17 protein-coding genes are annotated in these 21,667 nt (G+C 59.8%); 11 read left to right on the top strand and 6 right to left on the bottom strand.

The genetic code is table 11. From position 1 onward, the window contains the following. The first annotated feature begins 250 nt into the window (after nt 1-250). The 6 genes from DOM36_RS04910 (at nt 251) to DOM36_RS04885 (ending at nt 8,658) form a co-directional block, all read left to right on the top strand. Nucleotides 251-1,663, top strand: a complete 1,413-nt coding sequence (locus DOM36_RS04910) for a cytochrome ubiquinol oxidase subunit I (protein ID WP_110641627.1) — start codon at nt 251-253, stop codon at nt 1,661-1,663. Nucleotides 1,664-1,667: 4 nt separating this feature from the next. Continuing rightward, nucleotides 1,668-2,669, top strand: a complete 1,002-nt coding sequence (gene cydB, locus DOM36_RS04905; RefSeq protein WP_075570972.1) for a cytochrome d ubiquinol oxidase subunit II — start codon at nt 1,668-1,670, stop codon at nt 2,667-2,669. A 110-nt stretch (nt 2,670-2,779) separates the two neighbouring features. Further along, entirely contained in the window at nt 2,780-4,453 is a 1,674-nt protein-coding gene (cydD, locus tag DOM36_RS04900; RefSeq protein WP_110641625.1) for a thiol reductant ABC exporter subunit CydD, read from the top strand. Beyond that, a complete protein-coding gene (gene cydC / locus DOM36_RS04895; protein WP_110641623.1) occupies nt 4,450-6,144 on the top strand; it encodes a thiol reductant ABC exporter subunit CydC in 1,695 nt (564 codons plus the stop codon). Before cydD ends, cydC begins: the two co-directional genes overlap by 4 nt. Nucleotides 6,145-6,232: 88 nt before the next feature. Continuing rightward, the gene (locus tag DOM36_RS04890) at nt 6,233-7,411 is read left to right on the top strand and encodes an acyl-CoA dehydrogenase (RefSeq protein WP_110641621.1); all 1,179 of its coding nucleotides are present in this window, start codon (nt 6,233-6,235) and stop codon (nt 7,409-7,411) included. A gap of 5 nt (nt 7,412-7,416) precedes the next feature. Further along, a complete protein-coding gene (locus DOM36_RS04885; RefSeq protein ID WP_110641619.1) occupies nt 7,417-8,658 on the top strand; it encodes a CaiB/BaiF CoA-transferase family protein in 1,242 nt (413 codons plus the stop codon). Between the two features lie 76 nt (nt 8,659-8,734). Here DOM36_RS04885 and csiR read toward each other — a convergent pair whose 3' ends face one another. Then, on the bottom strand, nt 8,735-9,424 hold the full coding sequence (gene csiR / locus DOM36_RS04880; protein ID WP_110641616.1) for a DNA-binding transcriptional regulator CsiR: 690 nt from the start codon (nt 9,422-9,424) through the stop codon (nt 8,735-8,737). Between the two features lie 300 nt (nt 9,425-9,724). On the opposite strand from csiR, the gene DOM36_RS04870 reads away from it, so the two are divergent. Continuing rightward, nucleotides 9,725-10,933 (top strand): AGE family epimerase/isomerase, encoded by a 1,209-nt coding sequence (locus tag DOM36_RS04870; RefSeq protein ID WP_110641612.1) that lies wholly within the window; start codon nt 9,725-9,727, stop codon nt 10,931-10,933. Here DOM36_RS04870 and sulP read toward each other — a convergent pair. Then, on the bottom strand, nt 10,922-12,784 hold the full coding sequence (gene sulP, locus DOM36_RS04865; protein ID WP_083941916.1) for a sulfate permease: 1,863 nt from the start codon (nt 12,782-12,784) through the stop codon (nt 10,922-10,924). The two genes, DOM36_RS04870 and sulP, sit on opposite strands and share 12 nt — an antisense overlap. Before the next feature lie 201 nt (nt 12,785-12,985). On the opposite strand from sulP, the gene DOM36_RS04860 reads away from it, so the two are divergent. The 3 genes from DOM36_RS04860 to DOM36_RS04850 all read left to right on the top strand — a co-directional run bounded on the left by DOM36_RS04860 (nt 12,986) and on the right by DOM36_RS04850 (nt 13,998). Further along, a complete protein-coding gene (locus DOM36_RS04860) occupies nt 12,986-13,240 on the top strand; it encodes a type II toxin-antitoxin system prevent-host-death family antitoxin (protein WP_075570979.1) in 255 nt (84 codons plus the stop codon). Then, nucleotides 13,237-13,491 carry a Txe/YoeB family addiction module toxin gene (locus DOM36_RS04855; protein WP_110641610.1) on the top strand — a complete coding sequence of 85 codons (255 nt, stop codon included), beginning with the start codon at nt 13,237-13,239 and terminating at the stop codon, nt 13,489-13,491. Before DOM36_RS04860 ends, DOM36_RS04855 begins: the two co-directional genes overlap by 4 nt. A 342-nt stretch (nt 13,492-13,833) precedes the next feature. Beyond that, nucleotides 13,834-13,998 (top strand): hypothetical protein, encoded by a 165-nt coding sequence (locus tag DOM36_RS04850; RefSeq protein WP_198651197.1) that lies wholly within the window; start codon nt 13,834-13,836, stop codon nt 13,996-13,998. A gap of 51 nt (nt 13,999-14,049) precedes the next feature. Here the strand turns inward: DOM36_RS04850 and DOM36_RS04845 are convergent, their stop codons facing one another. The 3 genes from DOM36_RS04845 to DOM36_RS04835 form a co-directional block, all read right to left on the bottom strand. Further along, complete coding sequence (locus DOM36_RS04845) at nt 14,050-14,985, bottom strand: alpha/beta hydrolase (RefSeq protein ID WP_110641609.1); 936 nt, start codon at nt 14,983-14,985, stop codon at nt 14,050-14,052. Between the two features lie 87 nt (nt 14,986-15,072). Continuing rightward, nucleotides 15,073-15,444: a flagellar protein FlaG gene (locus DOM36_RS04840; RefSeq protein WP_157958560.1), complete on the bottom strand. Its 372-nt coding sequence runs from the start codon at nt 15,442-15,444 to the stop codon at nt 15,073-15,075. Nucleotides 15,445-15,499: 55 nt separating this feature from the next. Continuing rightward, a complete protein-coding gene (locus DOM36_RS04835) occupies nt 15,500-16,093 on the bottom strand; it encodes a polymer-forming cytoskeletal protein (RefSeq protein ID WP_110641607.1) in 594 nt (197 codons plus the stop codon). A 231-nt stretch (nt 16,094-16,324) separates the two neighbouring features. Here DOM36_RS04835 and DOM36_RS04830 point away from each other — a divergent pair, with 231 nt between their 5' ends. Continuing rightward, nucleotides 16,325-16,891 carry a polymer-forming cytoskeletal protein gene (locus tag DOM36_RS04830; RefSeq protein WP_157958559.1) on the top strand — a complete coding sequence of 189 codons (567 nt, stop codon included), beginning with the start codon at nt 16,325-16,327 and terminating at the stop codon, nt 16,889-16,891. Between the two features lie 215 nt (nt 16,892-17,106). Here DOM36_RS04830 and DOM36_RS04825 read toward each other — a convergent pair whose 3' ends face one another. After that, nucleotides 17,107-21,612: a glycosyltransferase gene (locus DOM36_RS04825; RefSeq protein WP_110641603.1), complete on the bottom strand. Its 4,506-nt coding sequence runs from the start codon at nt 21,610-21,612 to the stop codon at nt 17,107-17,109. Nucleotides 21,613-21,667 lie beyond the last annotated feature (55 nt).

The following is a 21,667-nucleotide window of genomic DNA, read 5'->3' as shown; positions in this document are numbered from 1 at the left end:
CATTCTCGCAGGCCAGAAACCCACGTGGTTGGCGACTTTCGGCATGATTGCCTAGGTTGACTAGAGCGCCTCAACGAGAACGTTCGTGCTGGCGTGCGACATCTGGACACGGCGGCGGTCATGAGCGCCGAGCCTATGATGGCGTCAGTCGAACGGCTGCAACGGCCGGGCGGCGGGTAAATAAAACGATGGAGCACCGGCCGTCGGGGCAGAAGGGATTCGCTGCCCGGGCGCTTTCGAGGAGTCCGCCATGGAGCTAGATCCTATCCTGCTATCACGAATGCAGTTCGCGTTCGTGGTCACATTCCATGCCATATTTCCGGTCTTCACGATCGGGTTGGCGTCCTACGTCGCCCTGCTGCAGGGGCTTTTCGTCGCGACCGGCAACTCGGTGTGGGATCGTCTGGGACTTTTCTGGACCAAGATCTTTGCTGTCGTCTTCGGCATGGGCGTGGTATCCGGCATCGTCATGGCATTCCAGTTCGGCACCAACTGGAGCAATTTTTCCCAGTTCGCTTCGAACTTCATCGGGCCGATGCTGAGCTACGAAGTCATCACCGCGTTCTTCCTCGAGGCGGGATTCCTCGGCGTGCTGCTGTTCGGGCGTCATCGGGTCTCGCCGTCGGTGCATTTCTTCGCCGCGCTGATGGTCGCGATCGGCACGTTCATCTCGGCTTTCTGGATTCTGGCAACCAACAGCTGGATGCAGACACCTCAGGGCTACGAAATTCGCGAGGGTGTGGTGCACGTGACCTCGTGGATGGAGGCGATCTTCTCCCCGTCGTTCCCGTACCGTTTTGCGCATATGGCGCTGGCGGCGTTCCTGACCGGTGGCTTCGTGGTGTGTGGCGTCAGCGCCTGGTTCCTGCTTCGTCGGCGTGATGTCGCAGCACACAAACGCGCGCTGTCGATGACCATGTGGCTGCTGCTGATTCTGGCACCGCTTCAGGCGTTCGTGGGTGACGAGCACGGTCTCAATACGCTCGAGCACCAGCCGATGAAGATCGCGGCGATGGAAGGTAACTGGGAAACCCAGTCCAACGTGCCGCTGTTGCTGTTTGCGCTGCCGGACCGCGAGCTTCAGGCCAACCGCGTCGAGATCGGTATCCCCAACGGCGCAAGCCTGATCCTGCGTCACGATGTCGATGGCGTGGTGCCAGGCCTCAAGGAGATTCCCGTCGAGCAGCAGCAGCCGGTCTGGATCGTGTTCTACAGCTTCCGGGTGATGGTTGCGCTGGGACTTCTGATGATTGCCTGCGCGGTGACGGGTCTGGTGCTCCGTCGGGGCGGGAAACTCTATACCCAGCGCTGGTTCCTGCACGTTCTGCAGGTCATGAGCATATCGCCGTTTCTGGCGGTGACGGCCGGCTGGTTCGTGACCGAGATCGGCCGCTCGCCGTGGCTGGTCTACGGCGTGCTTTCCTACGCCGATGCGGTGACGCCGTCGCTTACCGGGTGGATGGTGCTGGCGACGCTGATCGGCTACGTCGCGGTCTACGCGGTGATCTTCTGCGCCGGGGTCTACTACCTGTTCAAGGTCGTGCGCCAGGGCCTGGGTGAGCTCGAAGATGACGAGGAAGTTCACGATGTCGATCGCCCCTCGCGTCCGATGTCCGCCACCCACGTGCCTTTCGATGGCACCACCGCATCGTCCAGGAGCTGAGCCCATGGAAATGTACGATCTTTCGCTGATCTGGGCCGTCATTCTGGCCTTCAGCGTCATCATGTATGTGCTGATGGACGGATTCGATCTGGGGCTGGGAATCCTGTTTCCGTTCGCCCCGGACGAGGACGCTCGCGACGTGATGATGAACTCCGTCGCGCCGATCTGGGACGGCAACGAAACCTGGCTGGTTCTGGGCGGCGCCGGTCTCATCGCAGCGTTCCCGCTGGTCTATACCATTCTGCTGCCGGCGCTCTATCTGGGTGTCTTCCTGATGCTGGCCGGGCTGATCTTCCGTGGGGTCGCGTTCGAGTTCCGCTTCAAGTCCAAACGGACCCGGCGCTGGTGGAATGCCGCATTCTCCGGCGGTTCCTTCGTGGCGGCATTTGCGCAGGGCTGCGTGGTGGGCGCCTATATCCAGGGCTTCGAGACCGCCGATCGGGTCTATACCGGCGGGGCGTTCGACTGGCTGACCCCGTTCTCGATCCTGACCGGCATCGGGCTGGTAGTGGGTTATACGCTGCTGGGCGCCACCTGGCTGGTGCTGAAATCGGAAGGTCACGTCCGCGAATGGGCGCGAGGATTGATCCCCAAACTGTTGATCGGCGTGCTGGTGGTATTCGTCATCGTCAGTCTGTGGACACCATGGATCGATTCGGGCGTCTTCGATCGCTGGTTCAACCATCTGCAGGTGATCTGGCTGCTGCCGTTCGCAGCGTTGCTGTGCGCGGTAGGCATCTACATGGCGACTCGTCGGCACCGGGAAGGTCTAGCCTTTCTGCTGACGCTGGGCCTGTTTATCTTCACCTACCTGGGGCTGCTGGTGAGCCGCTGGCCCTATGTCATTCCGCCGGACTACACGCTATGGGATGCAGCTTCCGCGCCGGAATCCCAGTTCTTCATCCTGATCGGCGTGCTGTTCGTGGTGCCAATCATCCTGACCTACACCGCGTGGTCCTACTGGGTCTTCCGTGGCAAGGTTCGCGTGGGCGAGGGCTACCATTGAGCGCCGCCAGGCGAACCCAGGATCCGTCACGCATTAGTACTGCATACTCGGACACCGCCAACTCGGACGCTTCAAGCGCGAAGGCCTCGAGAACGTGGCTAAAACAGCAGGTGGCCGATATCCGGCCCTGGTATCGAGGCGCCGTCGGTTGCGGTCTGCTGGCGGGTCTCGCTACCTTGATCCAGATGGGGGCATTGGCCTGGGTCGTCGATCGCGTGGTGTCGAGCCAGGCTGAACTCGTCGAGGTCGCGGGCGGCGTCGCGCTGATGGTCGCCGCCATCGCTGTCCGTGCCCTGGCGCAGTGGGGGCAGGAGGTCTACGGTCAGGCTTGCGGCCTGCAAGTCAAGCAGCAGGTCCGCTCGCGGCTGCTGGCACGTCTGCAACAGCTGGGGCCGGTGCGCCTGGCCTCTCGCCACAGCGCCGGCCTGGCCAGCCAGCTGGTGGATCAGGTCGAGTCGCTGGAAGGTTACTATTCGCGTTTCCTGCCTCAGATGATCCTGGCGGCGTTGATTCCGTTGATCTATCTCGTAGTGGTGTTCTGGCTCAACTGGCTGGCGGCGATCTGGCTGTTGATCGCGGCGCCGTTGATTCCGCTATTCATGGCGCTGATCGGAATGGGCGCACAGCGACTCAACGAGGCGCAGTTTCAGGCCGTCACCCGGCTTTCCGGCCATTTCCTCGACCGCGTTCGCGGGATCACGACACTCCAGCTCTTCGGGCTGGCCGAGCGTAGCGTCGAAGAAGTCAGCGACGTCGCGCATGACTATCGGCGGCGCAGTCTCAAGACGCTACGGGTAGCATTCCTCTCCTCGGCAGTACTCGAGTTCTTCGCCGCGGTGTCGGTGGCCGTCGTCGCTATCTACATCGGTCTGGGGCTGCTGGGTTACATCCAGTATGGGCCGGCCGAGCAGCTCGATCTGTTCAGCGGGCTGTTCATTCTGCTGCTGGCGCCGGAGTTCTTCCAGCCGCTGCGCACGCTCTCCCAGCATTATCACGATCGCGCCTCCGCCTTGGGTGCCGCCCAAGGGCTGGTGGCGCTGCTCGAGCCGACGGCCGACGAGGATATCGCTTCGGAGCGGTCGTCGCAGGAGCGAGATGCGGGTGAAGGGAAGGCGGTCGTGCCGGGTGCCGTCACGCTTGTCGATGTCGAGTTGCGGCATGCAGGTCGCGATCGAATCCTCGGGCCGCTGTCGCTGCATATCGCTGCCGGCGAGGTGGTGGCGCTGATCGGCCCTTCCGGCAGCGGCAAATCGAGCCTGCTGCAGCTGGTCGCCGGATTCATCGCGCCGAGCGCGGGAACGGTTCGAGTCAAGCGCGATCCGGCCATTGCCTGGCTCGATCAGCGTCCGCTGATCATCCAGGGCACGCTGGCCGAGAACCTGCGACTGGTCGCACCGAGTGCCAGTGACGAGGCGCTCCGCAGCGCGTTGACCCAGGCAGGCTTGACGCCCTGGCTGGCCTCGGCGCCGGCGGGTCTCGACACGCCGCTGGGCGAACGGGGAATCGGCCTCTCCGGCGGCGAAGGGCAACGTCTGGCGCTGGCGCGCGTGTTCCTCTCGCCGGCGAGACTGGTGCTGCTGGACGAACCGACGGCGGCGCTGGACCCGGAAACCGAGCGTCATGTGATCGCCGGGCTGACCCGGTTGGCGGCGAGCGGGCGAACGCTGATCGTTGCCACCCACCACCCGGCGATCATGGCGATGGCCGGCCGCGTGTTCGCGATAGAGCGGGGCCGCCTGTCCCGAGTCGAGCGTTCGACCTCTGCCCGGGAGATGAATTCATGAAGGCACTGATGTCACTGCGCCCGTGGCTCGGTTTACTGGCCGAGCGCCGTGGCCGTCTGCTGATCGGCGCACTGCTGATGCTCGCGACGCTGCTCAGCGCGTTGGGTCTGCTGACGCTTTCCGGCTGGTTCATTACCGCCACCGCGATCGCGGCGGCCAGCGCGTCGGGTTATCTGGACGTGTTCACGCCGGGTAGCGGGATCCGCTTCTTTGCCGTCTCGCGGACCGGCAGCCGCTATCTGGAGCGGCTCTACAATCACGATACGATACTGAGACTGCTTGCCGACCTGAGGGGGCGCGTGTTCGCGGGACTGGTCGCCCTGGACGCCCGCACGCTGGCGAGTGCCCGCGCTTCGCAGTGGCTCAATCGGCTGACGGCGGATATCGACACCCTCGATAACCTCTATCTACGGCTGCTGGCACCGCCGCTGGTGGCGTTCATCAGCATCGTGGCGTTTGCGGCTTTTGCGGCCGTGTTTCTGCCCGTCGCCGGCGTGGTGCTGCTCGCCATTCTTCTGCCGCTGGGGCTTGTCGCTACCGCCGGATGTGCCTGTTGGGGCTGGCAGGCGAGTCACCGCCGGGTCGACCGTCAGGAACGGCTGCGGGTGCGGGCGATCGAACAGGTCGAGGGACTGGCGGAACTGAGTGCCTATCAGGCGCTGGACACTCATCGCCGGCATTGGCAACGGGAAGAACAGGCGCTCCTCTATGACCAGCGCTTGCTCGGCCGGCGCACGGCGACGGGCAATCTCGTCGTCACCCTGGGCATTCAGCTGGCGACGGTAGCGGTGCTGCTGTTGGGGCTCGAAGCCTTTCGGAGTGGCGCCGTGAGTGGCCCGGTGATGGTGATGCTGGCGCTAGGCACGCTCGCCGTAAGCGAGGGTCTGGCGAATCTGCCGATGGCTTTCACGCAACTGGGGGCGACGGTCAGGGCAGCGGAGCGACTCAACACCCAGGCCGAGCTGAAAACGCCGCTGACGGGTTCGAAGCTGCAAGACGCGCCATCGACATCGAGCGGTGCCGCACCGTCGCTGAACTACCGGAACGTCGAGGTGGTTCACGGTTCTCGAGCGGTGTTCAGCGATCTGAATCTCGCCATCGAACCGGGCCAGCGTATCGGCATCATCGGCGCCTCGGGCATTGGCAAGTCGACACTGGCGCAGTTGGCGGTGCGCGCCTTCGATCCACAGCGTGGATGCGTCGAGTTCTCGCATCAGGATCTTGCCGCTATCGCTCCCGAGTCGCTAAGGGCGCGAATCGGCTATCTCACTCAGCGCAGCGAGCTGTTCCACGACACGCTGGCCGCGAATCTGCGCATGGGCGATCCGGATGCCAGTGATCTGCAGCTCTGGGATGTGCTCGAGCGCGTCGAGCTCAAGACCTGGACTGAGGCGCTGCCGGAAGGGCTGGAGACCTGGGTCGGCGAGCAGGGGCGCCAGCTCTCCGGCGGACAGGCGCGGCGCGTGGCACTGGCCCGGGTGATGCTGCGTAACTCGCCACTGGTGATCCTGGATGAGCCGCTTAGCGGGCTGGACGCCGACACTGCGGCGACGCTCAAGGCAACGCTGGATGGCTGGCTTGCCGGCCGTACGGCCCTGTTACTGGGCCATGATCGCCTGGCGCTGCCGACCTGCGATCACTACTGGCAGCTGATGCCGGGCGAGAAGGGCAGTGTGCTGGCAAAAACGTAGACATTTTGCCAATAGTGTCGACATTATAATTGACGCTATGGTGGTTGCTCCATGACGAACGGCATCAACGATGCCAGGAGCGCCAGCCATGTCCGGCTTTCAATGGGACGATCCTTTCCTGCTCGACCAGCAGCTCAGCGACGAAGAGCGCCAGATTCAGCAGCTGGCGCGCGACTATTGCCAGGAACGCCTGCAGCCACGGGTGCTCGAGGCCTTCGAGAAGGACAACTTCGATCGCGAGATTCTGCGAGAAATGGGCGGGCTCGGCCTGCTGGGGGCGACGGTTTCCGAGGCCTACGGCGGGGCGGGTGCCAATCACGTGGCCTACGGGCTGATCGCGCGGGAAGTGGAGCGGGTCGATTCCGGTTATCGCTCGGGGATGAGCGTTCAATCCTCGCTGGTGATGTATCCGATCGAGGCCTACGGGACCGAGGCGCAGAAGCAGCGATTTCTGCCGGAGCTTGCCAGTGGCGAGATGGTGGGCTGCTTCGGCCTGACCGAACCTAACGCGGGTTCCGATCCCGGCAGCCTGCAGACGCGGGCAACAAAGGTCGATGGCGGCTATCGCTTGAGCGGCCAGAAGATGTGGATCACCAATAGCCCGATCGCCGATGTGGCCGTGGTGTGGGCCAAATCCGACGCTCATGAGGGCAAGATCAAAGGCTTTCTGGTCGAGCGCGGTGCCGAGGGTTTTTCCACGCCAACCATCAATGCCAAGGCTTCGCTGCGGGCCTCGGTGACCGGCGAGATCGTGCTGGATGATGTCTTCGTCTCGGAAGCGGCGCTGCTGCCGGGCGCGTCCGGGCTGGGCGGGCCGTTCGGTTGCCTCAACAAGGCGCGTTTCGGCATCGGCTGGGGGACCATGGGGGCTGCCGAGTTCTGCTGGCACGCCGCGCGTCGGTACACGCTGGATCGCCGCCAGTTCGGGCGGCCGCTCGCCGCCACGCAACTGGTCCAGGTCAAGCTGGCCGACATGCAAACCGAGATCGCCCTGGGCTTGCAGGCCTGCCTGCGCGTCGGACGACTGCTCGACAGTGGCCAGGCCACGCCGGAAATGATCTCGCTGATCAAGCGCAATCACTGCGGCAAGGCGCTGAATATCGCGCGCATGGCGCGAGACATGCACGGCGGCAACGGAATCTCCCTCGAATTCGGCGTGATCCGCCACATGCTCAATCTGGAGACGGTCAATACCTACGAAGGCACGCACGATGTTCACGCCCTGATTCTGGGCCGCGCCCAGACTGGCATCCAGGCCTTCGGATGACGGCGATGAACGGAATCGTCGAACCCCTGGCCGGGCTGAAGGTGCTGGATCTTTCGCGGGTGCTGGCCGGGCCCTGGTGTACGCAGCAGCTGGCGGATCTGGGCGCCGAGGTGATCAAGGTCGAAAGGCCCGGGCGAGGAGACGACACCCGCGCCTGGGGGCCGCCCTGGCTGGAAAGTGCAGAGAGCCGTAAGGAATCGGAAACGAAGCAATCGGCCTATTTCCTCAGCGCCAACCGCGGCAAGCGCTCGGTCGCCATCGATCTGTCGACGCCCGATGGGCAGGCGCTGGTTCGCCAGTTGGCGACAAAGGCTGACGTCGTGATCGAGAACTTCAAGGCCGGCGGACTGGCTGGCTACGGGCTCGATCATGTCAGCCTCAAGCGATTCAATCCGGATCTGATCTACTGCTCGATTACCGGTTTCGGTCAGGATGGCCCTTACGCCGGTCGAGCGGGTTACGACTTCCTGATCCAGGGCATGGGCGGGCTGATGAGCCTGACCGGCGAGCCTGACGATCATGGCGGCGAACCGATGAAGGTGGGCGTGGCGATCACCGATATCTTCACCGGCCTCTATGCCGCCAACGCGATTCTCGCAGCGCTGCGTCGTCGGGATGCCACCGGCGAGGGCGCTTACATCGACATGGCGCTGCTGGACGTCCAGGTCGGTGTACTCGCCAACCAGGCGCTCAACTATCTCACCAGCGGACAGACACCGCCGCGAATGGGCAATGCCCATCCCAACATCGTGCCGTATCAGGCTTTCGCTGCCGCCGACGGTCATCTCATCGTCACCGTGGGTAACGATGCCCAGTTTCGGCACCTGTGCGAAGCGCTGGGTGAGACCGAGTGGGCGGTGGATCCGCGATTCGCCACCAATTCGCAGCGGGTTGCCCATCGCGAACCGTTGGTGGCGTTGCTGAGCGAACGATTGGCGGCCCGGCCACGCGACGAATGGCTTGAACTGTTGGAAGCCCACGGCGTGCCCTGCGGGCCGATCAATACGCTGGATCAGGTCTTCGACGATCCACAGGTACGTCACCGCGGGATGGTGGTGGAGCGCACCATGAACGATGGACAACGGGCGCGGCTGGTCGCCAGCCCGATCACGCTGGATGGCCAACGGATGACGTCTCTAGTGTCACCCCCGCGCCTGGGTGAGCACACGGAAAGCGTACTGCACGACTGGCTGGCGTTGGACGCCGAAGCATTGGCGAATCTGCGCCGGACCGGTGCGATCTCCTGATCGATACGTGGCATCTGGCCTTGGCCCGTTGAGTATCGCGGCAACTCGGCGAGCGCAGGCAGTTTGCGTAAGCGATCTAGCCCCAGCCCTGTTGCTGAAGCCTCTCCCGAATGATCGGTACCGGCGTCATCAGGTGCTCGCGCATCAGCCGGCCGGCGGCGGGGGCGTCGCGGGACAGGATCGTATCGAGAAGAGCGTGATGTTCGCGATGCTTGTTGGCGAGCGCCTGTGGGGAGAACACGGTCTGGCGTAACCACAGGTGGCGGTAGCGCTGGGCCTGGTCGAACAGCGCGGCACGTGACTGCAGCAATGGCAGGCAACCACAGCCTGCGACCATCGCATCATGCAGCGCCTGATGTCGGGTATCCCAGCGCTCGAGCATCTCGTCACCATCCTGCACCCGGGTGATCTTGGTCAGCGTATGGGCGCGGGCAAGAATCGCCGCCTCCCACTCATCGTCGCCGCGTTCGATGGCGAGCCGTATCAGCAAGCCTTCCAGCTCTGCGCGGGCGTCGTAAATCGCCGCCAGCTCGGCGATCGACATCGGCGCCACACGATAGCCGCGTTGGCTGATGCCCGTGACCAGACGCTCGCCGATCAAGCGGGTCAAGGCCTCGCGCAAGGGGCCGACGCCGGTGCCGTAGCGGGTCTTGAGTCGGCTCATCAAGAGCTTCTCCTGCGGCGCGTAGGCGCCGCGGATGACGTCCGCCTTGAGACGCTGATAGACCTCGAGGGCGGTGGGGGATCGGTCGGATATCGGGGGCATCGGCAGGCCTGTCGGTATCGAAAAATATCGCTGCCTCAATTCTGTCGATATTGAGGAAAAATATCGACAGTGACGTGTCGATAAAGCCACCGTCGACACAGACGGTACTCGACGAGAGGCGCATTGTGACGCGCTGGATCGCCGATCAGAATGGTTGGAAAGCGCCCGACGCCTTCATGGTTTTTTCGCCAGGAAAAATTCTTGGTCAAGAGCGGCTTGGTCGAGAGATGTTTGGTCGAGAGATGCTTGTCCAAGAAAGGTTCTTCATCAAGAAAGATTCAGCCCGCGAGGAGAGCCGTCATGCCGCTGACCACGCCGCATCAAATCGAGCAGCATATCGCTCGAACCATGGCGTTCTACCACCCGCGCTGCATCGACGCCCAAGCGGGGTTCTATCACTATCTCACCGACGATGGACATCTCTACAACCGCCACCATCGGCACCTCGTTTCCAGCGCCGGTTACGTGATCCTCTACGCCCGTTCCGCGATCCACACCGGTTCGCCCGAGGCGTTGAGATGGGCGCGCCACGGGTTGAAGTTCATCGAGGACGAGCACTACCAGACCCGTACTCAGGGCTACGCCTGGACGCTGGATCATGGAAAGCCCGATGACACGACTCATCACGCTTATGGGCTGGCTTCGATCATGCTGGCCTATGCGACCGCGTTGAAGGCGGGAGTTACCGAAGCGCGGACCGGGCTCGACCGTGTTCATGCCCTGCAGACCCGGCGATTCTTCGAGCCCCACTGGCAGCTGTATGCCGCCGAAGCGGACGATCACTGGCAACAGAGTGGTTATCGCGGCCAGAACGTCAACCTGCGCAGCTGCGAAGCGTTGATCGCCGCCTCCGAGGCGACCGGCGATGTCGCCTTTCGGGATCGGGCTCTCGCCATCGCTCGTACCCTATGGCACAAGCTGGCCCCCATGGGCGATGGCTGGCTGTGGGAGCACTACGATCGCGACTGGCATATCGATTTCGCCTATCACCGTGACCGGCCCGACGATCTGTTTCGACCGTGGGGCTTTCAGATCGGGCATCAGATGGCGTGGGTTAGAGTGATGATCGTCCTTGCGCGCCATTACCCGCTGGAAAGCTGGCTGATCGCCACGGCCAAGCGTCTGTTCATCGAAGCGATCGAGAAGGGGTGGGATATTCGACATGGCGGGCTGATCTGCGGGGTGGATTTCAACCGCCAGCCTCTCAACCGCGACAAGGTGTACTGGGTGCAGGCCGAGAGCCTGGCCGTCGCCGCGATGCTCGGCGACCTGACGGGAGAGGCGCGTTACTGGCGCTGGTACGACAAGATCGCCAACTACTGCTGGCAACACATGATCGATCATGAGCATGGCGCCTGGTACCGCATTCTGACCGCGGACAATCGCCGCTATTCCCGGGAGAAGAGCCCGGCACCGAAAACCGACTGCCAGACCCTGGGCGCCTGTTACGAGATTCTCCCGATCATGCAGCGCCAGCACGGCGAGCGTCAGGCCGCGTCAACGGTCTGACGTCTTGGTCGGGGCTTCATCCGAGGTCTCGTCCGACGATTTGCTCGAGGACTCGGCGGCTGCCAGCAGTGCGGCCCGTTCCGCGTCCAGACGATGGCGAAGCTCGGTCCAGGCCGAGAACGTGCTAAGATAGGACTCCCCTGTCAGATGTTCCAGAAAGTCGCTCTTGCCGAGTTTGTCCATGACCGGCCCCTTGACCTCGGCGAGATGAAGGGTGACCTGTGAGTCTTTCAACCGGGCGTTGATCGCCTCCAGACTTTCCAGCGCCGAGGCGTCGATCAGGTTGACCGCCGAACAGATTAGCACCAGATGCTTCATGTTGGCGCGGTCGGCCAGCAGGCCGTAGACGGTATCTTCGAGATAGCGAGCGTTGGCGAAATATAGGCTTTCGTCGATGCGCAGCAGTGCGATCTCGTCGTCGACTTCCGCTTCATGGCGCCGGATGTTACGGAAATGCTCGGTGCCCGGAAGGCGGCCGACTTCCGCGGTATGGGGACGGCTGGTGCGATAGAGATAGAGCGCCAACGATACGCCCACCCCAGCCATGACGCCGGCTTCCACGCCCTCGACGAACGTCAGCAGGATCGTGATCACCATCGCCGCAAAGTCGCTGCGCGAATAGTGCCAGGTTCGCCTGAGCCCGGGCAGATCGACCAGCGTCATCGCCGACACGATGATGCTGGCGGCCAGCGTCGCGATCGGCAGATAAGCGATCAGCGAGGTCAGAAACAGGATCACCAGACCCACGCCCAGCGCCGCGAATGCCCCGGCGGCAGGGGTGCGGGCGCCGGCATCGAAGTTGATCACTGTCCGCGACAGGCTGCCCGTCACCGGCATGCCGGAGGTAAACGCCGCCGCAAGGTTGGCGGTACCCAGGCCGACCAGCTCCTGATCCGGTGATATCCGTTCACGCCGCCGCGCGGCCAGCATCTGTGCCAGCGAGACGGACTCGATGAAGCCGACCACGCTGATCAGAAACGCCGGTAACAGCAGGTCGCGCAGCAACCCCGGTTCGAATGACGGCACGCTGAGCGGCGGCAGGTGCGCGGGGATGTCTCCCACCACATTCACGCCCATGGCAGGAAGGTGCATCGTCCAGGAGGCCAGGGTGGTGATCGCAACCGCCATGACCGGCCCCAGACGCACGACGAAAGTCGCGACACCGGTTGGCAATCCCATCTTGCGCAGCAGTGGACCCGCCCGACGCATCAGCAACAGGAACACCAGGGCGAATGCGCCGAGCGCCGCCGTGGGCCAGTGAATCCCTCCGAGATGGGTCACCAGATGGGCAAGTTGGTCGATCAGCGTGAAGCCCGAGCCGCCGATACCGATCAGGCTCGCGAACTGGCTGGCGGCGATCAATACGCCGGAAGCGGTCAGCAGGCCAGAGACCACCGGGTGGCTGAGAAAGTTGGCAAAGAATCCCAGTCTCAGTAGACCCATGACGGCGAGAATCACCCCCGACAGCATGGCAAGCGTCGTGGCGGCCTGGCTGTAGGCCACACTGCCGCTGGCGAACAGCGGAGACAGCGCCGCGGCGGTCATCAGCGAAACGATCGCCATCGGCCCCACGGCCAGGGTGCGGCTGGTGCCGAAGATCGAGTAGAGGATGAGCGGCAGCATGCTGGCGTAGAGGCCGGTGATTGCCGGCAGCCCGGCCAGAATGGCGTAAGCCAGTGCCTGCGGAATCACCATCAGCGTGACGATGATCGATGCGACCAGGTCCTCGTTGAGGAGATGACGATTGTAGTAGGGCGCCCAACTGAAGATCGGAAAATAACGTGCCAGCCGGGCACGGAAGTGAATCTGCTCTCGCGTATCGGTTCCCGTCAATCGGCGCCAAAGGCTCATGTTGTCGTCCAGCTCCCGGTAATAAGCTTATCGTTGAATAGGATATGGGCGCTAAATGGTGCGCGTAGTCGGGATCGGGTGCAAGTCGGTGGGCGACTGGAATCACGCTGCTCGCAGTCTGATTCGAGTGGCAGCACCATTGCGTACGTATTTTTGTACATGTACAGTATGTCGTACGTTAAATTCTGAGAGGTAGGATCAATGGATACGCTGAGCTATTCGGCCTTTCGCAGTCATCTGGCCAAGACGCTGGATAAAGTCAACGACGATCACGCGCCAATCCTGATTACTCGCCAGAATGGTAAGCCAGCCATCGTCATGTCGGTGGAAGACTTCAAGTCCTACGAGGAAACCGCCTATCTGATGGCTAGCCCCAAAAATGCCGAGCGGTTGAGCCAGGCCATCGCCGAAATTGAAAGCGGTGGAGCCAAGGAGCACGGGCTGATCGAAGAATGATGCTCACGTGGGCCGAGAAAGCGTGGGAAGACTATCTCTATAGGCAGAGCACAGACAAAAAGACGCTGAAACGGGTCAATATGCTGATCAAGGACATTCAGCGGCAGCCGTATACCGGCCTGGGCGATCCCGAACCGTTGAGACATGGCTGGTCCGGTTATTGGTCGAGGCGTATCGATCGCGAGCATCGCCTGGTGTACAAGCCGACCGAGCAAGCGATCATTATCGTCCAGTGCCGGTACCACTATTGATCCGGCCAGGGGCGGGTGCAAGTCGATGAGCGATCCGAAAAAATCGATCCAGCTACTTTTGCCATAGCATTCTATGTTTTCTTTCAATGTGCACACTTTGAAGTAGGCTTATGATGAAGGAAGTAGCTCCATGCAAGTGTCTACGCGAGATCTTCGGTTACGAACGCGCGAGCTGATGGCGGCGACAGCCCGAGGAGAAAAGATCGTCATCACCATCGTGGTACGCCGAGTGCTGTCATGTCTCCTTGGGAGGGTGCTGCCACGTCGGGGGAGCAACGCAACGACAGAGCCAAGGGCCAGGGTCGCAATCCGGCCCATGGGCTATGGCGAGATGATCGAGCAATGTTTCTTGCCGAAGAATATGCCTTGAGTCACAACATGCAGATGTCAGATACCCTTATCGCAGCCACGGCGTTGGATCGAGGGATCACTTTGATGACGGCCAATGATCGCCATTACCGCCATATCGATGGTCTTGAGATCGAGCTATTTCGACCGGGTACGTGAGAGTGCTCGTCATAGCTACCTCTCATCACTCAGCTACGTCTCATCACTCTGTCACGGACTCGAATTCGAGGCCGGCATTTCGCGCGCCAGGAAATCCAGCGCCGCCGATTCGGCACTTCCCCGAAACAGGAACGTGGTGATATGCCCGCGCCCGTTCATCCAGAGCAGCTCGACATGGTTGCCCTCATTTTCGAGCGCCTGCAGGAACGCTTCGGCCTGCTCGGGCGGCACCAGATCGTCCCAGCTGCCGTGAAACAGAAAGAAGGGTGGTGCATCGGGGTGAACGTGAAAGATCGGCGATGCCTCGGCGTAGGCGGTGGGGCGCTCGGCCTCGGTGCCGTTCATCAACTGAATCAGCAGCCGACCGCTATCCCACAGGCGTAGATCCGCCGGCGTACCGCCGGATATCACCGCCGCGAAGCCGCTATCGCTTCCGCCATAGGGGGCGTCCAGTTCGCTATCCGTACCCGCCACCAGCGCCAGCAGGCTGACCAGATGCGCGCCGGAGGAATAACCGAAGCCGGCAATGCGCCGCGGATCGACACGCCATTGATCGGCATGTGCATTGATCCAGCGTCGCGCTACCTGCAAGTCACGCAGCTGTGCCGGAAAGCGATACGCCGGCGCGAAACGATAGCTCACATTCACCACCACATAACCTCGCCGCACGAAGCGCTCGGCGATCGGCGTCATGTCATCTCGCGAGCGACCCTCCCAGCCGCCACCATGAACCATCATTACCGCCGGCCGTCGCGCTTCGCCTTCGGTATCTGGCAGATAGACATCTGCCTGCAGTGGCTTCGGCCAATCCGGTGGTGTGTAGGTCTGATCCTCGACAACGCGATAATCGAGATCGTGGGGCTGGCGGGGCGTATCGGGCACACCGCGGTCCGGCGCATTGACATAGGTGGTGCAGCCGGAGACTAGAGCGCAAACGAGTAGTGCTGGCAGTAGACGGCCCAGTGATTTCATGACGCGGGTTGGCATTCACGCACATCCTTGATTCGTGTCCGGTAACTTCAGAGTATGAGGTCACTGGCCATTGTGCGAGTGATGGAAACCGACGACGGCATATCAGGCAGAGGCGTCGACCAATCGCCCCTGTGACTCTGCGAAAGCCTCCGCGATATGAAGCATCTCATCCGAAGGAATTTGGCGAATGATGTCTCCCGTGGCCCGATCGATAACCTGGGTGATGACTCGGCTATCAAATTCACTCAACTCGAAACGCAGACCGTATTGCGTCATGGCAGTGTTGAGTTCGTTGACTCGATCGCTCAAGTACCCGATACCTTTAGCCGGGTCGTTTGGTATCGCGGAAGAAGATCCGTGCGTAATCGGCTGAACTAGACCCGCCTGGTCCAGCAAGGTTTCCAGTCGTTGGCGGGGAGAGCGATCGGCGTTCGAGTTTAGATAGAATGAAGCCAAATCGATTGGGGTGGGCATGAGCATCTTCCTCGCAGAATCGACACTGAGATTAATCGTCCAAGTTCCGTTATCGTTACCGGAACTCGGGTTCAAGACATGATGAGGTAACGGCGACGGGCACCGCACGGGATGCGCCCACCTTGTTTCCGCCGATGCTGAAACTTCCCAACAACATTGCCCCGTCAAGGCAATGCAGGCTCGTTGTGGTCAAGTGACCCTCGAGGCATGCGCCCGCTTCGATGACGACACGGTCCGACACATCCAGACGGCCCGAAAATGCGCCCGCGAGATGAAGTTCACGAGATTTGAGTCGTAGGGAAACCTTGGCGTCGAGACCGATCAGAACGCGTTGTTGGTGGGCGAGGACGTCTCCTTCGACGTCACCTTCGATCCGAAGAGACTCCTGTGTTTCGAGGCGACCGTGGACGTTGACCGTTCGGCCGATCAGACTGCTCCCGGTCGATTCCGCTGCTCGTATAGACGTGTTCGATGGGGGCTCAGAGGTGACAGCCTCGAGTGATGACGCGTCGGCGGGAGACTCAATAGCGCCAGGTTTCGTCGCTCGGACGAACGACGGCCTGGGCCAGGCCGCCCGGCGATAGCCGTCCAGTAGTAGCAGGAAACAGCAGGCAAGACCGCCGAGCAGAAGCCACTCCCCCGAGTCCATATCTTCCCACTCCCAAACTGGTTCTGGCACTCACGCCAGGGTTGCCGCTCCGCGACGATCGGCGTCGATTATCGATAGCTATCGGCGTCGAAGAACAAAACTGAAGATGCCGGTCGTCAGCAACGCTTCGAATGGGTAAAGATGTGTCGCCTTTCGCCGATCTACCATCACACAGGTGGCGATCTCCCGAAGGGAATCTGTCACCACCCGATAGCGACAGAGAACCGTGTCATGTTTCAGAAATCCAGTCACACCCCGCGACAACCGACGCCTTCACCCGGCGCCACCGAAACCTCGACAGCGCCCGGCGAGAATAAAGTCTCCACCCATGGCCTTTCGAGAATTGGGGGCAAGACGACCCTACATGGCGATATCAGTGGCGATGAGGACTTGCTCATCGACGGCCGCATCATGGGTAACGTTCTGTTTCGAAAGCACAGCGTCACCGTCGGCAATGACGGCATTGTGGAAGGGCGAATGGTGGCCAGGGAGCTAACGGTGAGAGGTCGGGTGGACGGCATCCTGATCGCCGCCGAGAAGATCACGCTGAAAGCGGGGGCAGTGGTCAACGGCGAACTCCACGCGCCCGGCTTGGTACTGGAGGACGGTGCGGCCTTTCACGGCAATATCGATATGAAGCCGGAACAGGATGAGCTCAGGGAGGCGTTCGAGACCGGAACGACGCACGCCGACTCCGCGGCTCCGGAGTCGGCTCACCCCGGCGCGGTGCCGTCACGGGTCGAAGAGGCCGATACCTTCCCGGCGGACGACCGGAGCACGCCCGTCTCGGGGAGTTAAGGCTGGATGCGTCGAATACGAGTGAGCGGAATGGCTCGTCAGTTCTTGATATTCGATTGAAACTGAAAATTATCATTTTGATCAAGATTTCAACGGCTTACATGTGAGTGTGGGCATTCTCGTTAACACGCAGCCCCCAGGCCGGCTTTACGGAGCCGGCCTGGGTTCGTCGGAATTAAATGCAGGTGGGCCCGCCAGACATAGTCTTGTCGTTGCTACGATGCTCCATAAGCCACTTTGTTGTAATTATCCAAAATCCATGCCAAGTGTTTTCTCGGTAGCGAGTTAGGCTTGAGATCAAAGCGTGCCATCCTGCCCACGGTCTCTGTTGGCTCTGCCAATCTTTCGATCTCGTGGTAGTAGTGCCGATCTGTATAGTCATCGAAAAGCACAATGGTTGGCTTCTCGATCATCAAGAAAGTCGTTATAAAGCACGCCCGCCGAAATCTGCCGTCAATCAGAACAACATCCGGGTGCACGAAGTCATCGTGATGCCATACGTGAGTGGGATATCGATGGAAATTTCGCCATTCTGCATCATTTTTGGGTTTTGCCCAAAGACCAGTCTCGCCGACATCGACATGCATGATACTTGGACGCGACAAGAGATCGGCTGACTCGATATAGCGGTCCATGTTACGAGCCCAAGCGGCATCGTTCTCCACAGACGTGATGTGCTTGTTGAACATTTTAGCAGCGATGATCGTGGAGCCGCCGCTTCCATACTCAAGGATGACAGAGCTTTTCTGGTATATATCGGTAATGTAGTTTTCTACTTCTGGAGGTAAGGTAACCTTGGGTTCTATCAGTTCTCTCTTGCTGTCGTTCTGATGTTTTGAAATATCGCTATCGATTTTCGGAGAAGTATGGGTGTCTTCGCCGTTTGATTTGCGATTAGCAGAGTCCCGGCTGATGATTCCTTGGCTCTTGGCCTCCTGAAGAAGAGAAAAGTGTCGCGCGATCTGCGAATGTAAAATATTCAATAATATCCATGAGTCCGCCTGCTTGCGGAGCTTTTCTCTAGCGTGATCCTGGCCACGAAGATATTCGTGAATCAACACCGGACCAGGGTCATAAGCCTGTTTTCGGGCAGGATATCCTGCTTGAGTCAGTCTGTATGAGATGTCCACGCCGCCATGACCGAACAGTATATAGTCTCCCCATCCCCCCACTTCGAAGAATGCTTTTGCCAGGAATGAAGCATTCCCTTCCAGCTCCGGAGGAGCCGGGAATGGCTTGTCGGAAGGATAATAATGATTGGGGGCGGTCGAGTCTGATTGCTGACGATAAACGCCTCGCAAGGAGACGATATCCCATTCTTCATGGGCCCTCATGTGGCTGCCAATGAAACCCGGTTCAGGAATACCATCATCATCGACAAATAGAAGTATGGGCGCATCGCTGTACAGTGCTCCAATGTTGCGCGCTAGATAAGCACCTGCGTTTCCAGAAGTTTTTAGCCAAGTATCGACCCAAGGCTCTATCGCTTCGAATTCCTCGTCTGGGCGACCATTATTGACAAAAATGATCTGTAAGCCATCGCCTCCATCTTTGCGAAGCCTTGAAATATTTTGTACGACTTCCGGTTTGAATCGGTTCGCTATAACAATAGCCGCCATGTCAAAGCGTTCTCGATGGTTTCGGACACTTTCCTGAGACAACCAGTAGTCATAGAGCGAATGCTTGTGCGTCCAATTTGCCTTTGCAAGACGACTTTCCAGGGATGCTGCTCTTTCTCTGCCACCTGTACTGATTTTTCTCGCTAACAGCGCATGGGTGAGAATAAAAAATGCAGCATTATTGCCCTTTTGCCATTCAAGAAGGCTTTTGCATTTTTCAATCAAGTTGTCGATAACACTTCCGTCGAGTTGGTTTAGGTTATTTGCCAAATCGACTACGAAAGAGCCCTTTTCTTGATTCAGAGGGTCCTCTTCGCTTATTAACGAGAAGATATCGATGGGAGCGAGAGAAGCGCTTTCCTCGGCATCGGTCAATGCCCCACGATCATCGTCTTCATCGATCTTGTCATTGAATGACGACAACGAGGCCTTGAAATCTTCAATTCCATAAAAACGATGGGTAAGAAATGCCAGCTTCGTTTTTTGTGTCTCGTTTAAGGTGGATAGACGAGAGTCGCTTGGAATCAGCAGTGCATCAGCACTGATTAACTGGGACGCCCGAAAATCTTGGGTCGATGCTTTACCCTGCTCACTGACAGCGTATGAAGCTGAATAAAAACGGTAAAATTGAAATCCGTTTGCATTGGCCCATCGAGTCAGGTCACCTAGTTCTGTCTGCTTTTTATAAATTGGATTGAATCTTATCTGGACCTGCAGGACAAGTGCATCTGCTAGTGCCTGGGCGCCATGCTTAAGGATTTTTAGACTATCATGTCGATCATCTAGCGCCAGCAAATCAATACTTTCTAAGCCTTCGATGCTGTCCAAGGAGACGCTGGCAATATCGAATGCCTCAAGACTGACGGTATCAGTGCTTCTCAATGGCTCCAGGGTTGCCGGTTCTTCCCCCGCACCATCGAGTATCACGGGGGTGGGCTGTCCATCGCCTAGCGTGACCTGAGGCAAGTGCTGGAGTTCACCGTACTGAGATAACTCACTCGCATTGTCAAGTCCACAGGCGGGATCAAACACCAGCAGTGCTACATGGCCAGTACCAAGCAATTCCTTGATGTCGTTGCGTTTTGCGATATTGCAGCCGTTATCCAAAATCGTGATCGCGCTATCCAGATCCCAATCGAACTCTTTGAGAAGCGATGCGGGCAGCTTCAAAGGCTTGGATTCGTCTTCAAACCAGGCTTGGCCGCCTTTGTTGAAAGTCAGGGCTGCCGGTACCTTGTCCCCACAGTAGCGTTGCCAGATACCCCGCAAGGCTTTATGGAGGTGGCGACCAAATTTTGGTGCATCGCAGATGGGCGACTGCTCGAGATAAGTGCGGAGCGCAGCTCGAATCACTGCCAGACTCGGTAGGTCCGAAGCGAGATCGAGCACACGCTTGCGGTAGTCGTCCCAGTTGTCCGTCACCAATTCCGGCATGCCGGCGTTGCATAGATGGGTCGCGCTATGGCGGCCGGCGAAAGTGGGGCCGGTGTGGGTGATCACGGGAACGCCCATCAGCAGGGCTTCGCATGTGGTCAGACCGCCGGAGTACGGCCAGGTGTCCAGCGCGATATCAACACGGTTGTAGCTCTTTAGTAGCTCCTGGTGCTGCGATGGGCCCTCCAGCAGGACTCTCGACCGCTCGACGCCGTGGTTTTCCAGCGTCGTGAGTACGCGCTCGCACACTTCGTCGCTGCTGTACTGACCGCCTTTCAGGAATAGGCGGCTACCCGGCAGCTGTTGCAGTAGAATTGCCCACTCGGCTAGCAGAGTGTCGTTTACCTTGGCGGGGTTGTTGAAGCAGCCGAAGGTGATGTAGCCATTGGTGAGCGAGGGTAGTGCGGTTATGGCAGGCTTGTCGCTCGGTGGCTGATAGCAGATATAGTCATCCGGCAGGCGGATGAGCTTTTCGGTATAGAGGTGGTCGACGCCTGCCGGGGTTTCATGACTGTCACTCAGGAAGTAGTCAAATGCATCAATGCCCATGCTACTGATCTGCATGCCGACCCATTTGACAATGATGGGGGCCGGCTTCGTGTCGACGGTCGGCAATCGGTTGAGACCGCCATGTCCGGCGAGCTCGATCAAAATGTCGATATCGTCCTCGAAGATTCTCTCGGCGAGTTGGCGATGATTCAAGTGATAAACGGGCTTCCACTCGCAGGACTTCTTGATACGTTTGGCAATAGGATCATTGTCTCCGGTGTCGGTATCAGAGTAGGCATGGAGTTCAATATCGTCCGGTAGCTGCTCGAGGGCGCTACTGATCATCCAGCCGACCGGATGGGCACGCAGGTTTCCGGATAGCAGACCCACCCGTAATCGGCGATTGGGGGACGTGTTCTTCTCGCCATGATCAAAAGTCTGGGGCGGCTTGAAACGCGCGCTCCACTTTTTCGACTTCTGAAGGATGCTCTCTGCCGAAGCTTCCGGATCATAGTGCTTGGTCAGGATCTCGTTGGAGTAGGCACCCGAATAGTCTGGTCTCAAGCGCAGGGCTTCTCGATAATGCCACTCGGCCTTTCTGAAATCCGCCATATCCTTGTGGTAGTTACCGAGTGTGTTATGCACTGTAGGATCTTGAGGCCTCAATGCATAAAGACGGTTCAGTGCCTCCAGCCCTTCCTTGAACTTGAAATGGAGCGAGAGGATCACACTGCGAATGGCCAGGACTTCTGCAGGAGAGTGGCCTAGCTCCTCGGCTCTCGACAGGAACTTTTCTGCCTCCGAATAGGATCCCATCTGATAGAGCATATGACCCATGTTAAAATGGGCTTGGGCGTTGCCAGAGTCGAGTTCGATACTGCGGGCTTGCAATGCCTGGGCACGCTGCTTCTCTCCCGCCATGAAACAGGCTCGTGCCAGTGCCGTCAGCGTTAAAGGGTCGTCGGGATCGAGCGAATAAGCTCTCTCAAGTGTCTCTTTGGCCTCATCGGGGGCAATCTGTAGCTGACAGTTGCCCAGTGCTTTCCAGGCGAAAGCATCCTCAGGATAGTTCTGGACCAGTTTCTCGGCATCTGTCATGGCGAGTTTGTGCTTACCCTGCCGATAGAGGTCCATGAACTGTTTCTGACGGGAGGCTGGGGTTTGAAGACTCTGGCTCATAAGAATCCGTATTCCGATCTGGTGCTGACGAGGATTGGGTCAGCTTCCCACACTC

The sequence above is a fragment of the Salinicola sp. CPA57 genome (assembly GCF_003206035.1).
GTDB classification, from domain to species: domain Bacteria; phylum Pseudomonadota; class Gammaproteobacteria; order Pseudomonadales; family Halomonadaceae; genus Salinicola; species Salinicola socius.
The sequence above is the reverse complement of the archived record's forward strand: the minus strand, read 5'-3'. Positions and strand labels throughout refer to the sequence as shown.

Bases quoted from the DNA above. Each gene is read 5' to 3' on its own strand.
- DOM36_RS04840 (WP_157958560.1), bottom strand. From the start codon at position 15,444: ATGCCCACCCCAATCGATTTGGCTTCATTCTATCTAAACTCGAACGCC.
- DOM36_RS04835 (WP_110641607.1), bottom strand. From the start codon at position 16,093: ATGGACTCGGGGGAGTGGCTTCTGCTCGGCGGTCTTGCCTGCTGTTTC.
- csiR (WP_110641616.1), bottom strand. From the start codon at position 9,424: ATGCCCCCGATATCCGACCGATCCCCCACCGCCCTCGAGGTCTATCAG.
- DOM36_RS04870 (WP_110641612.1), top strand. From the start codon at position 9,725: ATGCCGCTGACCACGCCGCATCAAATCGAGCAGCATATCGCTCGAACC.
- DOM36_RS04845 (WP_110641609.1), bottom strand. From the start codon at position 14,985: ATGCCAACCCGCGTCATGAAATCACTGGGCCGTCTACTGCCAGCACTA.
- DOM36_RS04825 (WP_110641603.1), bottom strand. From the start codon at position 21,612: ATGAGCCAGAGTCTTCAAACCCCAGCCTCCCGTCAGAAACAGTTCATG.
- DOM36_RS04830 (WP_157958559.1), top strand. From the start codon at position 16,325: ATGTTTCAGAAATCCAGTCACACCCCGCGACAACCGACGCCTTCACCC.
- cydC (WP_110641623.1), top strand. From the start codon at position 4,450: ATGAAGGCACTGATGTCACTGCGCCCGTGGCTCGGTTTACTGGCCGAG.
- DOM36_RS04855 (WP_110641610.1), top strand. From the start codon at position 13,237: ATGATGCTCACGTGGGCCGAGAAAGCGTGGGAAGACTATCTCTATAGG.
- DOM36_RS04885 (WP_110641619.1), top strand. From the start codon at position 7,417: ATGAACGGAATCGTCGAACCCCTGGCCGGGCTGAAGGTGCTGGATCTT.
- sulP (WP_083941916.1), bottom strand. From the start codon at position 12,784: ATGAGCCTTTGGCGCCGATTGACGGGAACCGATACGCGAGAGCAGATT.
- DOM36_RS04890 (WP_110641621.1), top strand. From the start codon at position 6,233: ATGTCCGGCTTTCAATGGGACGATCCTTTCCTGCTCGACCAGCAGCTC.
- DOM36_RS04860 (WP_075570979.1), top strand. From the start codon at position 12,986: ATGGATACGCTGAGCTATTCGGCCTTTCGCAGTCATCTGGCCAAGACG.
- DOM36_RS04850 (WP_198651197.1), top strand. From the start codon at position 13,834: ATGTTTCTTGCCGAAGAATATGCCTTGAGTCACAACATGCAGATGTCA.
- cydB (WP_075570972.1), top strand. From the start codon at position 1,668: ATGGAAATGTACGATCTTTCGCTGATCTGGGCCGTCATTCTGGCCTTC.
- DOM36_RS04910 (WP_110641627.1), top strand. From the start codon at position 251: ATGGAGCTAGATCCTATCCTGCTATCACGAATGCAGTTCGCGTTCGTG.